Source organism: Nakamurella sp. GG22 (assembly GCF_052976845.2).
Map to the genome: position 1 here is coordinate 134,844 of NZ_JBRIIO020000014.1, position 13,001 is coordinate 147,844.

Below are 13,001 nucleotides of genomic sequence, written 5' to 3' on the forward strand. Positions count from 1 at the left end.
ACGACGTGAGCCTTGTGGTCAGTGTCCGAATGCGGCGGTGCTTAAACGAACGTGCTTCAACGAACGGTGCTTCAACGAACGGTGCTGGTGCGAACTGCTGCTGCGAACGGTGCTGGTGCGGACGCTGCCGGGACGAACGGACTTACTGGATCGCAGACTGTACCGGCGGACCGGTGCCCGGCCGAGCCGACGGTGGATCGACGCTGGTCACGGCAAGAGCGTAGGTGCCGACCAGCACCATTTCCAAAACGCCCAAAACGCCCTGCCACAACGCCCATGACCCCGCCGACCCCCTCCCGGCGGTGTCGAATCCGGCCGCCGAGGCGAGCACCAGTACGCCGACAGCGGCGGTGGTCAGCGCCAGTCCGACCGCGAACCGCCACCACGGGCGGGGTGCGTGCATCATCGCGAACAGGATTCCGAGCGGGATCATCACCAGCGCGACCACGGCCCCGACCATGTGCAGCTTCGCCGTCAGCGAGACCTGCAGCCCGCCTTCGTCGGTGCGGACCAGGGCCGTGACCACGGCGCCGGCCAGGCCCACCAGGAGGAGCGGTCGGGCGGCTTCCGGAACCGGACGGTATTCCAGCAGCAGCAGCGGACTGATCGCCAGCGACAACGCCCACATCGAGAAGACCCAGCCGGCGCCGCCGAGCCCGTACTGCGAGATCGAGATGTCCGGCGGAAACGGATCGCCGGCGGCCACCTGCATGACAACCCAGCAGATCCATCCGACGAGGGCGCACGCGCGCCCCGCCGTGCGCCACGCCGTGCTGCCGGGTTCCGCACCGCCCGCCGCGGCGCCCGACCCGCGGGTCATTCCGATCGGGTCCCGGCGACGACATCCGACCAGGACGGCCAGCGGTCGACCGGTGTGCTCGTGGTCCGCGCCGCCAGCACCGCCCTGACGATCGCCCGGGACACGACGTCGGCTGCGGCGGCGGTGATCTCGTACAGGGCGACCGCCTCCGGCTGCCCCGCCGTACCGGTGGCAGCGCCGAACACGGTGTCGCCGTCGAACATCGTGTGCACCGGGTTGATGGCCCGCGCCATCCCGTCCTGCGCCACCTGGGCCATCTTGCAGCACTCGGCCTTGGTCAACGCGGCGTCGGTCGCCACCACCGCCAGGGTGGTGTTCGTGATGGACGCCGCGTCCGCGTCGGGACCAGCGGGACCTGCGCCGCCGAAGGCGATTCCGGGCGGGCGGGGAGCGGTGGCCGCCAGCAGCGCGTCCCGTCCCGCGTCGTCCGGCCGCACCGGCGCCGGTCCGTCGGCTGGATGTAACAGTCTGGCGCCCAACAGTTCTCCCGTCGCCGGATCGATCGGCGAGCCGGCCGCGTTGACCGCCACGAGTGCGGCGACGGTGAATCCCGAGCCGGTGACGACGGAGGCGCTACCCATGCCGCCCTTGAGGTTGCTGATAACCGCGCCGGTGCCGGCACCGACGGAGCCCTCCCCGACCGGCCGGTCACCGCCCCGGCGCGCATCCGCGAGCGCCCCGATCCCGAACTCCCGGGTGGGCCTGGCGGTGAAGTCGCCGCCCCTACCGAGATCGAACAACGCGGCGCCGGGCACCAGCGGGACGACCGCGGTGGGGTCCGGAGCCACCTGCAGCCCCACTCCGTCGGCGGCCAACTCGTCCATCACCGCGGAGCAGGTGGCGAGCCCGAAAGCGCTGCCGCCGGTCAGCACGATGGCATGGATCCGCTGTACCGAGGCGGTCGGGTCGAGCAGATCGGTCTCGTGGGTGGCGGGTCCGCCGCCGCGGACATCGACCCCTGCCGTCATTCCCCCGTCCGGCGCCAGGATCACCGTCGTACCGGTGAGAAGCCCCTCACCGACAGCGGTGTGGTGCCCGACCCGCAGGCCGGCGATGTCGGTCAAACCGTTGTGCGGACCCGGTTCTCCAGCCCGCGTCACAGGGCCTGGGCGGGACGGACCAGATGGTTCTGGCCCAGGCTCCCGCTCTGCAGCGCCCGGAACCTGGCCAGCTCCGACTGGTCGATGCCGTAGCCGTGCTCGGTCGACGGGAAGGCGCCGGACCTGACCTCCTGCGCGTACTGCGCGACGCCCTCGTTCATCGCGTCCTGCAGATCGGCGTAGCGGCGGACGAACTTCGCGCCGGCGCCGTCCCTGATGCCCAGCAGATCGTGGAAAACCAGCACCTGGCCGTCGGTGGCAGGACCGGCGCCGATTCCGATGATCGGAACCGTCATCCGCGGCATCAATTCGGCCGTCACCGCAGTGGGCACGGCCTCGAAGACGATGCAGAAGCAGCCGGCGTCCTGCAGGCCGAGCGCGCCGCGGGCTATCCGCATCGCCGATTCCGCGGTGCGTCCCTGCGCCCGGTACCCGCCCAAAGAGGTCGCCGACTGCGGGGTGAGCCCGACGTGACCGACCACCGGGATACCGGCACCGACGATCGCCCTGGCCCGGCTGATCGAGCTGTCGTCGCCACGTTCCAGCTTGACCGCGTCGGCGCCGGCTTCCTTGACGAACCTGACGGCGGTGGCAATGGCCTGCTCGTCGCTGCCCTCGTAGGAGCCGAACGGCAGGTCCGCCACCAGCAGCGCGTGTTCGACCCCCCGCCTGGCCGCCTTCGCCAGTACCAGCATCTCGTCCGTTGTCACCGACACGGTGGACGGGTGGCCCAGCACCGTCATCGCACCGGAATCGCCGACCAGGACCATGTCGACCTCGGCCGCCTCGGCCGCACGTGCACTCGGGTAGTCGTAGGCGGTCACCATGACGATGGGCCGCCCGGCACGCTTCATCGCGTGCAGATTCGGAATGGTCACCGGCCGCCGATCGGCCGGCAGGGATGGTTGGGTCAACATCGGCTGCTCCTTTGCTACCGCCGTGCCCTGCGGAATGCTGATCTGTGCGGTGTCAGTACGACGGGTGGTCGGACCTGCGGGTGGTGGTACTGCGGGTGGTTTCGACGTGTGGGGTGATCATGGCTCTCGGTGCCCCACCGGCGCTCATTCGGAGACCTGAACTGGTTGATCCGTCCTCTGACCGACGATCATGCTCGCTGCGCCAGCAGCAGTCGAGCAGGATGAACGCGATGTGACGGACTCCACCGCCGAGACGGTTGTCAGCCGGCGGACAGCGGGATGTTGTCGATCAACCGGGTTCCGCCGATCTCGACGGCGACCGCGAGGATGGTGGCGGTGGGGCCGAGAGTCGCGACCGGCTGGAAGCGTGCGGCGTCGACCAGGGCCACGTACTCGGGCGCCAGCCCCGCCGCAGTGAAGCGCTGCTCGGCGATCCCGGCGATCTTTCCGGCATCGCGCTCGCCACCGGCGACAGCGGCCGCTGCGGCGTCCAGGGCGCCGGGAATGACGGCGGCGCGGATGCGGTCGGCCGGTGACAACCGGCGGTTGCGGCTGGACATCGCCAGCCCGTCCGGCTCCCGAACGGTCGGCACGGTGACGATCTCGGTGTCGATGTTCAGGTCCGCCACCAGCGCCATCACGACCCGCGCCTGCTGGGCGTCCTTCTGGCCGAAATAGGCGCGGTCGGGTTGGGCCATGTTCAGCAGCTTGCACACCACGGTGGTGACACCGTGGAAGTGGCCGACACCGCGCCGCGCGCCTTCCAGGGTCTCCACGATTGGCCCGTGCAGTTGCACGGATGCGCTGAATCCGGGCGGGTAGACCTCCGCGGCATCGGGAGCGAACAGCAGGTCGACACCCGCTCCGTCGGCCATCCGCGCGTCGGCGGCCTCGTCCCGTGGGTAGGCGGCGAGGTCCGCCGCGTCGTTGAACTGGGTGGGGTTGACGAAGATGGACATCACGACGACGTCGTTCTCCGAGCGCGCCCGCCGGCAGAGTTCGAGATGACCGTCGTGCAACGCGCCCATCGTCGTCACCAGCCCGACGGACCCGGTCGAGCGGTGCGGCCGCAACGCTGCGCGCAGTTCGCGCACCGTGCGAACGATCCTCATCTGCTGCGCTCCGTCTGGTCGGGGCCGGGTCCGGCGGAAGCCTGATCCGGTGGAAGCCGGGGTGTCATGGTTCCAGATGAACGGCACCCGCGGTGCCACCGGCATCGCGCCGCCCCCGCAGTGCCGCCATCCTCTCGGTCGCGGCGACCATGGCGTCGAAGAGTGCGGTCAATTCCGGGGTACGGGTCGCCACCACGTCCCGGTGCCGGCCGACGGTCACCGCATCGCCGCGGGCCACCGGACCGGTCAGCGCCGCCGGCCCCTTGCGTCCCCAGTTCTCCAGCGCCGCCCTGGCCAGCGGCAGCAGCACCTCGGGCTCGAGTCCTGCGGTCGACATCAGTTCGGCCGCAGCACTTTCCAGCGTCACGAGGAAATTCGCAGCCATCACCGCGGCCGCGTGATAGGCGACCCGGTCGGCCTCGGCGACCTCCACCGGTCGCAGGCCGATGGCCGTGGCGAGACTACGGGCCACTTCGAGCGTCGCGGGCGACGAGCCGGCAACGGCGGCCCACACCCCGCGGAAGTCGGCGCCGTCCGGCGTCACCGTCATCAACGGGTGGACGCTGAAAGCCTCCCGATCGCCGAGGGCGTCGAGACCGGTGGCACCGGAGCAGTGGCCGAGCAGCGGCCCGGGGACAACGATCGACGCCGCCTTCGCGATGACGTCATCGGGTACGCAGAGCAGCACGACGCCGTCACCGATTCCGCGGTAGCCGCGGCCGTGCGGACCGGACACCGGGCGACCGGCCGACCGCAGGGCCGCGGCCAGGGCCTGCCCGAGGCGACCGGGGCCGACGACGGCGACCGGCTGCACCTCAGCCCTGGTCCGGCCGGCCCTGCTGTCCGGGGGGCGGCTGGTTCGGGTACGGCGGCCTGCCCGGCTGCTGCGGCCCGCCCGACTGCTGGGGCGGGTAGCCATACCCCGGCGCATCCCGGCCGGGGTAGCCCTGGGTCGGGTAGCTGCCGCCGAGCTGTGGCTGCGACTGCTGCTGGCCCGGCGGCATGGCGGGCCGCTCGGGTGAGGCAGCGAGTTCGGCCCGGTCGCGGTTCGCCGCCAGCCGCGCGGCGTCCTGTTCCTCGATGGTCACCGCCGCTTCGCGCTCGACCGCCCGGACGGCCTCGGCGACCTCCTGGGCCGAGGTGCCCTCGAACCAGTCAGCGACGTCCTCGTCGATGTCGCCGGGACGCGGTTTCGGCTTGGACGGATCGACCGGGTCGTCCGCCGGCGGCTCGTACCGGAACACGCCGTCGTCGCCCTTTGTCCCCAGCATCCTGGCGAATCCCTCGAGCGACTTGGAGAAGTCGCTCGGGATCATCCACACCTTGTTGGCGTCGCCCTGCGCCATCTGCGGGAGGGTCTGGAGGTATTGGTAGGCAAGGAGTTCGGGCGTCGGCTTGCCCGCCTTGACCGCTGCGAAGACCTTCTCGATCGCCTTGGCCTGGCCCTGCGCCTGCAGGTATCGGGCGGCCCGCTCGCCCTGCGCCCGCAGGATGCGCGACTGCCGCTCGCCTTCCGCGGCGAGGATGGACGACTGCTTCGCGCCCTCGGCGGTCAGCACGGCGGCCTGCTTCTGACCTTCCGCCGTCTTGATCGACGATTCCCGCAGACCCTCGGAATTCAGGATCATCGCGCGCTTGTCGCGATCCGCCCGCATCTGCTTCTCCATCGCCTCCTGGATGGAGGGCGGCGGGTCGATCGCCTTGAGCTCCACCCTGGCGACCCTGATCCCCCACTTGCCCGTCGCCTCGTCGAGCACGCCGCGGAGCTGGCCGTTGATCGAATCCCGGCTGGTCAGCGTCTGTTCCAGGTTCATCCCGCCGACGACGTTGCGCAGGGTGGTCGTGGTGAGCTGCTCGACGGCGACGATGTAGTTGGCGATCTCGTAGACGGCGGCGCGCGGATCGGTCACCTGGAAATACACCACGGTGTCGATGGAGACCGTCAGGTTGTCCTCGGTGATGACGGGCTGGGGCGGGAAGGACACGACCTGCTCACGAAGATCGATCCTGGCCCTGATCCGGTCGATGAAGGGCACCAGCCAGACCAGCCCGGCGCCGCTCGCCTTGTTGAACCGGCCGAGCCGTTCGATCACCGCGGCCTGCGCCTGCGGGATCACCTTGACCGAGCGAATGAGTGTCACCACAACGAGTACGGCGACGATGATGGCGACGATCAGAACTGGATCCATGAATTCACGGCCCCCACATCACGACCGCGGTGGCACCGCGGACCTCGACGATGGTCACCGTGGTGCCGGGTGGCAGCGCACGATGACCTTCCATATTGACGGCGGACCAGACCTCTCCGCCGATCTTGACCTGCCCGCCGTCCGCATCGACCGTTGACACCACGGTTCCCTTGGAACCCACGATGGCCTCGATCCCGCTGCGGATGTTCGACGGCTGGTAGTACTTGCGCAGCAACACCGGTCGCAGGCCGAGCACCAGCGCCACGGACGACAGCGCGAAGACGATCAACTGCAACCACAGGAGCTCCGGGAAGAAGACAGCGAAACCGGCCGTCACGAGTGCGCCGCCGCCCAGCATGAGCAACACGAACTCCCCGCCGAGCACCTCGGCGATCGAGAGCAACACGGCTCCGCTGAACCAGATCCATCCGGACATAACTTCATCATGCCAGTGCGGGCCAGCCCCGGACGGGGTCTTGCCGGCCCCGGCGCGCCCGGCCGACCACAACGAGCCTCCAGCAGGCGAAAAGTGGTTCGGATTCGCCCATTTCCACACTTTATGGGCATAACACCGGTGCATTGTCCTTTCGCACGGCGAATGCACGGAACACATGCCATGGTGTGCCCGGCGAACCCAGTTCATCGTCCACGGGCCCGACCGGACCCGAGGACGGGAAAGCGGTTTCTCCGATGGTTGCCCGGGGAAACAACGGGCCGATCAGGCTCAGGTCACCGGCAGGAAACGTCACGAGGAAGTGGCCCAATGGTTGCAGATACCGAAACCGTCCGAACCGATCCCGACCAGCCCCCGGTGGCGATCCGGCAGCGAACCAGGCTGACCCCGACGGCGCGGGTGACCTATCTGGTCATCGCACTGCTCGGCGGATTCTCCTGGGTGATGATCGCGATCATCCGGGGGGAGCAGGTCAACTCGGTCTGGTTCGTCTTCGCCGCCGTCTGCACGTACATCATCGCGTTCCGCTTCTATGCCCGGCTGATCGAGTACAAGGTCGTCAAACCGCGGGACGAGCGGGCCACGCCGGCCGAGAGATACTCGAACGGAAAGGATTTCGATCCCACCGACCGTCGCGTGCTGTTCGGTCACCACTTCGCCGCGATTGCCGGCGCCGGCCCCCTCGTCGGCCCCGTGCTGGCCGCGCAGATGGGCTACCTGCCGGGCACGATGTGGATCATCATCGGCGTCGTGCTGGCCGGCGGGGTGCAGGATTACCTCGTGCTGTGGCTGTCCACCCGCCGCCGCGGCCGGAGCCTCGGCCAGATGGCGCGGGACGAACTGGGCCGGATCGGCGGCGTCGCGGCGATGATCGGCGTGTTCGTCATCATGATCATCCTGATCGCCGTGCTGGCGCTGGTGGTCGTCAACGCGCTGGCCGAAAGCCCCTGGGGCGTCTTCTCGTTGCTGATGACGGTGCCGATCGCGTTGTTCATGGGCGTGTACCTGCGGTTCCTGCGGCCCGGGCGGGTGTCGGAGGTTTCGCTGATCGGCGTCGCACTGCTGTTGCTGGCGATCATCTCCGGCGGCTGGGTCGCCGAAACAGACTGGGGCCAGAGCTGGTTCACGCTCAGCAAGGTGACCATCGCCTGGGGCATCGTGATCTACGGCTTCGCCGCCTCCGTGCTCCCCGTCTGGTTGCTGCTCGCGCCCAGGGACTACCTCTCGACGTTCATGAAGGTCGGCACGATCGTGCTGCTCGCGGTCGGCATCCTGGTGGCGCGGCCGGTGGTTCAGATGCCGGCGGTCACCTCGTTCGCCACCGAGGGCAACGGACCCGCGTTCGCCGGCTCGCTGTTCCCGTTCCTTTTCATCACCATCGCCTGCGGCGCGCTGTCCGGCTTCCATGCGCTGATCTGCTCCGGGACCACCCCGAAGATGATCGAGAAGGAAAGCCAGACAAGGATGATCGGCTACGGCGGCATGCTCACCGAGTCGTTCGTGGCGATCATGGCGCTGGTCACCGCCGTCATCCTCGACCAGCACCTGTACTTCGCACTGAACGCGCCGGTGGGGTTGACCGGCGGCACCCCGGAAACCGCGGCCGACTACGTCAACGGGCTCGGCCTGACGAGCCCGCCGGTGACGGCCGAGTCGTTCACCCAGGCCGCGGCCGACGTCGGCGAGGAGTCGATCATCTCGCGCACCGGCGGCGCCCCCACCCTCGCGTTCGGCATGTCGGAGGTCCTGAGCAGCGTCGTGGGCGGCGCCGGCCTCAAGGCGTTCTGGTACCACTTCGCGATCATGTTCGAGGCGCTGTTCATCCTGACCACGGTGGACGCCGGCACCCGGGTGGCCCGCTTCATGCTGTCCGACTCGATCGGGAACATCCCCGGTGCACGGAAGTTCCGGGATCCGTCCTGGCGGATCGGCGCGTGGACCTGCTCGCTACTTGTCGTGCTCGCCTGGGGAGCCATCCTGCTGATGGGCGTCACCGACCCGCTGGGCGGGATCAACACCCTCTTCCCGCTGTTCGGTATCGCCAACCAGCTGCTGGCGGCCATCGCGCTGACCGTGGTCTTCACCGTCCTGATCAAGAAACGGATCTACAAGTGGGCGTGGATCCCTGGCGTGCCGCTGGTCTGGGACCTGATCGTGACGCTGACCGCCTCGTACCAGAAGATCTTCTCCTCGGTCCCCGCGATCGGCTACTTCACCCAGCACAACAACTTCGTCGCCGCCAAGGAATCCGGCGCGCAGACGTTCGGCACCGCCAGCAGTCCGGCCGCGATCGACGCCGTCATCCGGAACACGATGATCCAGGGCATCCTGTCGATACTGTTCGCCTCGCTGGTGATCATCGTCGTGCTGGCGGCCATCGTGGTCTGTATCCGGTCCATCCGGGCAGGCGGTCTGCCGACCACCGAGGAGCCGGACGAGCCGTCACACATGTTCGCGCCCAGCGGATTCGTGACGACACCGGCCGAGAAGGAGGTCGCCGCTCAGTGGGCGGCGACCGGCCGAACCCCCGCCCGGTCGGGTGGCGGCCATGGCTGACCTGCGGCGGGCGGGCAACGGGATTCGGTGGTGGATCTCGTCGGTGATGGGCGACAACGCCTACGCCCGTTACTGCGATCACCTTGCGAGCCGCCATCCCGGGGCACCGGTTCCGACGGAGAAGCAGTACTGGCGGGACCGGTACGCGGCGATGGACGCCAACCCGGGGGCACGTTGCTGCTGACCGGACTCGCCGTCCTGATAGCCGCAGCCTCAGGGCTGGGCGACGAAGTCGATCAGCTGCTCGACCGCGGTGATCAAGGGCGTGTCCAGGTCCCGGTAGCTGCGAACCGCCCCGTTCACCCGGCCCCACATTTGCCTGGTGTCCGGCATGCCGAGGGCGGCGCAGACGCCGGTCTTCCAGTCGACGCCGCGCGGGACGTCGGGCCAGGCCGCGATGCCGACCGCGGACGGGCGCACCGCCTGCCAGATGTCGATGTAGGGGTGCCCGGTGATCAGCACCACGTCCCGGTGTGCGGCGAGAACCGCGTCGGCGATACGGCTTTCCTTGGATCGCGGCACCAGGTGATCGACCAGGACGCCCAGCCGGCGTCCCTCCCCGGGGCCGAACGCCGCGACCGCCGCCGGCAGGTTGTCCAGCCCGTCGATCGGCTCGACGACGATGCCCTCGACGCGCAGGTCGTGGCCCCAGACACGTTCCACCAGGGCCGCGTCGTGGATGCCCTCCACCCAGATCCGGGCCGCCCGCGCCGTCCGGGCCCGCAACCCGGTCACCACCCTGGAGCCGGACGCGGACAACGCCGGAGCCGCCGCGGCAACCGGGGGCCGGACGAGCGTCACCTGTCGGCCGTCGACCAGGAACGCCCCGCGCTCCAGCGGGAACAGCCGGCGGCGGCCGGCCCGGTCCTCGAGCGTCACGGCGCTGGACGAACAGGCGACCACAGCACCGCAGAACCCGGACAGCGGGTCCTCCGCGACGACGTCGGCGGTGGCGGGCAGTTCGGGAATGTCCCGGACCTGCTGGCGCTGGGCGAGCACGTCGGTCGGGTAAGGGTTGTCGTACCGGCCGGGAGTGCGCGCGGGCCGCTGTCCCCCGCCGCCGGTGGTCCTGGGAGTGGGCACGGCGCAGGACGCTACCTGCCGGCAACCCCGGCGCGGGCGAACCACGCCAGCCGGACGGGTGCGGGATCCCCGACAGCCCCCGTGCACAACCATCGGCAGACGGTGGCGTGACGTACGGTGGCCCTCATGTCTTCAGCCGGCACCCTGCGCGCCGCGACCACGCTGGCCCTGTGGGCTGCCGCGTGGCAGGGCGGCGCCAGTGCGGACGACGTGCTGTCCGCCATCGACGACTCGGGACATCGGGCCGGCGTACGGGCCGCGAACGACGAGATCGCCGGCGTCACCGGCCTGCCCGGTCCCGGCTGGCCCAGCACGGGCTCGGCCGCTCTGCTGCCGCTGCTGCGCGCGGGTGGTCCCGCCGGACTGCTGCTGCCCTACCCGGGTGACATGCGGGGCCTGCCCACCAGTGGCGAGCTCACCGTGGCCGGCCTGGATGCCGGTGCGCTGGTCGTGTTGACCGGCAACGATCTCGCCCTGGTCCCGAGCGACGGCCAATGGCGGGTGTTCGCCTGCAACACCCGGCATCCGGCGCTCGGACTGGCCGAGGCGCACGAGTTGCTGGACACCTCGGTGGGCAGGGCGACCCGGTCACTGACGGCGCTGGATGTGGCCAGGGGCTCCGACTCGGCCCGCGAGCAGGTGCGACTGGTGATGCTCGAGGAAGCCGTCAGCTGCCCGCCGGGTACACCTGCGGCGGCGTCGGCCCTGCTGGCCACCTCCATCTCGCTGCACGCGCTGCTCACAGTCGCCAGCAGCCAGGACACGGCGGCGGTCACCAGCTACGAGATGGCCGCCGTGGACGATGTGCTGAGGCCGCTGGCCATCGCCATCCGGGAGAGCCGCAGGGCCGCCGTCGGCGCGGCTGTCACGGCGCTGCGCGAGCCGAGGAGCTCCGTGCATGCGGTCCGGAGCCGTTCGACCGGGCGGGCCCGCAGGTCGGACTGACCGGCAGGTCGGACTGACCGGACCACGACCGGCGCCGGTTCGCTATCCGTGCGCCTGCTGGATCTCGGCGGTGCCGAAGCCGACGGCGTGGAACCCGCCGTCGACCATCACCATCGAGCCGCTGGTCGCCGGGAAGAGGTCCGACAGCAGGGCGACGGCCGCCCGCGCCACCGGTGTCGGGTCGGAGGTGTCCCAGCCCAGCGGCGCGCGGCCGCTCCATCCGTTCTCCAGGTCGGTGAATCCGGGGATCGACTTCGCCGCCATCGTCTTGACCGGGCCGGCGCAGACCAGGTTCACCCTGATCCCGCGGGGCCCGAGATCGCGTGCCAGGTAACGGGTGACGGACTCGAGCGCGGCCTTGGCGACGCCCATCCAGTCGTAGGCGGGCCACGCCTGCCGGGCGTCGAAATCCAGCCCGACGATGCTGCCGCCCGAGGTCATCAGCGGCAGCGAGGCCACCGCGAGCGCCTTGAGCGAGTACGCCGAGGTGTGCACCGTGGTGGCGACGTCCTCCCACGGGCAGGCGAGGAAATCGCCGCCCAGTGCCGTCGCGGGGGCGAAACCGATCGAGTGCAGCACGCCGTCCAGTCGCGGCACGAACTCACCGACCCGGTCGGCCAGCGAGTCCAGCTGCGCCTTGTCGGTGACGTCGAGCTCGACCACCGGTGCCGGTTCCGGGAGCCGCTTGGCGATCCGTTCCACCAGCGACAACCGGCCGTAGCCGGTCAGCACGACGGTGGCGCCCTGCTGCTGGGCGAGCCTGGCGGTGTGGAAGGCCATCGATGCCTCGGTGATGACGCCGGTGATGAGCAGGTTCTTGCCGGCGAGCAGTCCGGTGCCGAGCTGGTCGGTCATGTGTTCGTCCTCGTCCTGTGGTTGCAGTTGCGGGGCTGGTGCAGGGTCGGTGCGGGGTGACGCGGTGTCGGTGGAGACGTACTGCCCGGCGGGTCAGTGCCCCATTCCGAGCCCGCCGTCGACGGGCAGCACCGCGCCGGTGATGTACGCAGCGGCGTCGGAGGCGAGAAAGCTGACCGCGGAGGCGATCTCGTCGGCAGCGGCGTAGCGGCGGAGCGGAACCTGGGCGATGATCTCGGCGCGCCTGGCCTCCGGGAGCGAGCGGGTCATGTCGGTGTCGACGAACCCGGGGGCGATGACGTTGGCGGTGATGTTGCGCGACCCGAGCTCGCGGGCGATCGACCTGGCCAGACCGACCAGCCCCGCCTTGGACGCCGCGTAGTTGGCCTGGCCGGCGCCGCCGGACAACCCGACGACGGAGGAGATGAAGATCATCCGGCCCCAGCGTTTGCGGAGCATCCCGCTCGCCGCACGTTTGGCCACCCGGAACGAACCGGTCAGGTTGGCGTCCAGCACGGAACTGAACGCGTCCTCGCTCATCCGCAGCAGCAGTGTGTCGTCGGTGATCCCGGCGTTGGCCACCAGCACCTCGACCGGGCCCTGGTTCTTCTCCACCTCGGTGAAGGCGGCGTCGACGGAAGCCGGATCGGTGACGTCGCAAATGACCCCGTTGAGGCCTTCCGGTGGCTCGCCGGAGCGGTGCGTGACCGTCACCCGGTGACCGGCCGTCGCGAGCGACCTCGCGATCGCCAGGCCGATCCCGCGATTGCCACCGGTGACGAGGACTGATCGCCCCGGCTCCGCCTGTGCTGCCACGGTCACGAGCTGTCCTCCGAGTCGCCGCCGAGCCGGTCGTCCGGCCACCGGGCGATCCGCGCACCGGTGCCGCTCGACCCTAGCGTCCGGCGGGGCGGCCGGCAGTCAGGCCCGCTGGGTCCTGGGTTTCCGGGTCTCGGGCTTCTGGTTTCGA

General features: G+C 70.1%; 13 protein-coding genes. 3 read left to right on the forward strand and 10 right to left on the reverse strand.

Annotated features, from left to right (window positions below; all coding sequences use genetic code 11):
* Positions 1-142: 142 nt before the first annotated feature.
* The 7 genes from ACVBEQ_RS15550 to ACVBEQ_RS15580 all read right to left on the reverse strand — a co-directional run bounded on the left by ACVBEQ_RS15550 (position 143) and on the right by ACVBEQ_RS15580 (position 6,574).
* Positions 143-820 (reverse strand): DUF998 domain-containing protein, encoded by a 678-nt coding sequence (locus tag ACVBEQ_RS15550; protein WP_447154216.1) that lies wholly within the window; start codon positions 818-820, stop codon positions 143-145.
* The gene (locus tag ACVBEQ_RS15555) at positions 817-1,884 is read right to left on the reverse strand and encodes a P1 family peptidase (RefSeq protein WP_447154217.1); all 1,068 of its coding nucleotides are present in this window, start codon (positions 1,882-1,884) and stop codon (positions 817-819) included. Before ACVBEQ_RS15555 ends, ACVBEQ_RS15550 begins: the two co-directional genes overlap by 4 nt.
* 32 nt (positions 1,885-1,916) lie before the next feature.
* Positions 1,917-2,837: a 3-methyl-2-oxobutanoate hydroxymethyltransferase gene (gene panB / locus ACVBEQ_RS15560; RefSeq protein WP_447154218.1), complete on the reverse strand. Its 921-nt coding sequence runs from the start codon at positions 2,835-2,837 to the stop codon at positions 1,917-1,919.
* Between the two features lie 260 nt (positions 2,838-3,097).
* Positions 3,098-3,949, reverse strand: coding sequence for a pantoate--beta-alanine ligase (gene panC / locus ACVBEQ_RS15565; RefSeq protein ID WP_447154219.1), 852 nt, complete (start codon positions 3,947-3,949; stop codon positions 3,098-3,100).
* A gap of 64 nt (positions 3,950-4,013) precedes the next feature.
* Positions 4,014-4,763, reverse strand: coding sequence for a DUF2520 domain-containing protein (locus tag ACVBEQ_RS15570; protein ID WP_447154220.1), 750 nt, complete (start codon positions 4,761-4,763; stop codon positions 4,014-4,016).
* 1 nt (position 4,764) lies between these two features.
* Positions 4,765-6,138, reverse strand: a complete 1,374-nt coding sequence (locus ACVBEQ_RS15575) for an SPFH domain-containing protein (RefSeq protein ID WP_447154221.1) — start codon at positions 6,136-6,138, stop codon at positions 4,765-4,767.
* Positions 6,139-6,142: 4 nt separating this feature from the next.
* Entirely contained in the window at positions 6,143-6,574 is a 432-nt protein-coding gene (locus tag ACVBEQ_RS15580) for an NfeD family protein (protein ID WP_447154222.1), read from the reverse strand.
* Between the two features lie 327 nt (positions 6,575-6,901).
* On the opposite strand from ACVBEQ_RS15580, the gene ACVBEQ_RS15585 reads away from it, so the two are divergent.
* Both ACVBEQ_RS15585 and ACVBEQ_RS15590 read left to right on the forward strand, forming a co-directional pair.
* Positions 6,902-9,148: a carbon starvation CstA family protein gene (locus tag ACVBEQ_RS15585; protein WP_447154223.1), complete on the forward strand. Its 2,247-nt coding sequence runs from the start codon at positions 6,902-6,904 to the stop codon at positions 9,146-9,148.
* Complete coding sequence (locus ACVBEQ_RS15590) at positions 9,141-9,332, forward strand: YbdD/YjiX family protein (RefSeq protein WP_447154224.1); 192 nt, start codon at positions 9,141-9,143, stop codon at positions 9,330-9,332. Before ACVBEQ_RS15585 ends, ACVBEQ_RS15590 begins: the two co-directional genes overlap by 8 nt.
* A 29-nt stretch (positions 9,333-9,361) precedes the next feature.
* Here ACVBEQ_RS15590 and ACVBEQ_RS15595 read toward each other — a convergent pair whose 3' ends face one another.
* A complete protein-coding gene (locus ACVBEQ_RS15595; RefSeq protein WP_447154244.1) occupies positions 9,362-10,147 on the reverse strand; it encodes a DUF3097 family protein in 786 nt (261 codons plus the stop codon).
* 210 nt (positions 10,148-10,357) lie between these two features.
* Between ACVBEQ_RS15595 and ACVBEQ_RS15600 the strand changes: the two genes are divergently transcribed.
* Positions 10,358-11,176 (forward strand): hypothetical protein, encoded by an 819-nt coding sequence (locus ACVBEQ_RS15600; RefSeq protein ID WP_447154225.1) that lies wholly within the window; start codon positions 10,358-10,360, stop codon positions 11,174-11,176.
* A 42-nt stretch (positions 11,177-11,218) separates the two neighbouring features.
* On the opposite strand, the gene fabI is transcribed toward ACVBEQ_RS15600, so the two are convergent.
* Together fabI and fabG are read right to left on the reverse strand one after the other, a co-directional pair.
* A complete protein-coding gene (gene fabI, locus ACVBEQ_RS15605) occupies positions 11,219-12,031 on the reverse strand; it encodes an enoyl-ACP reductase FabI (RefSeq protein WP_447154226.1) in 813 nt (270 codons plus the stop codon).
* 93 nt (positions 12,032-12,124) lie between these two features.
* Entirely contained in the window at positions 12,125-12,847 is a 723-nt protein-coding gene (gene fabG / locus ACVBEQ_RS15610; protein WP_447154245.1) for a 3-oxoacyl-ACP reductase FabG, read from the reverse strand.
* Positions 12,848-13,001 lie beyond the last annotated feature (154 nt).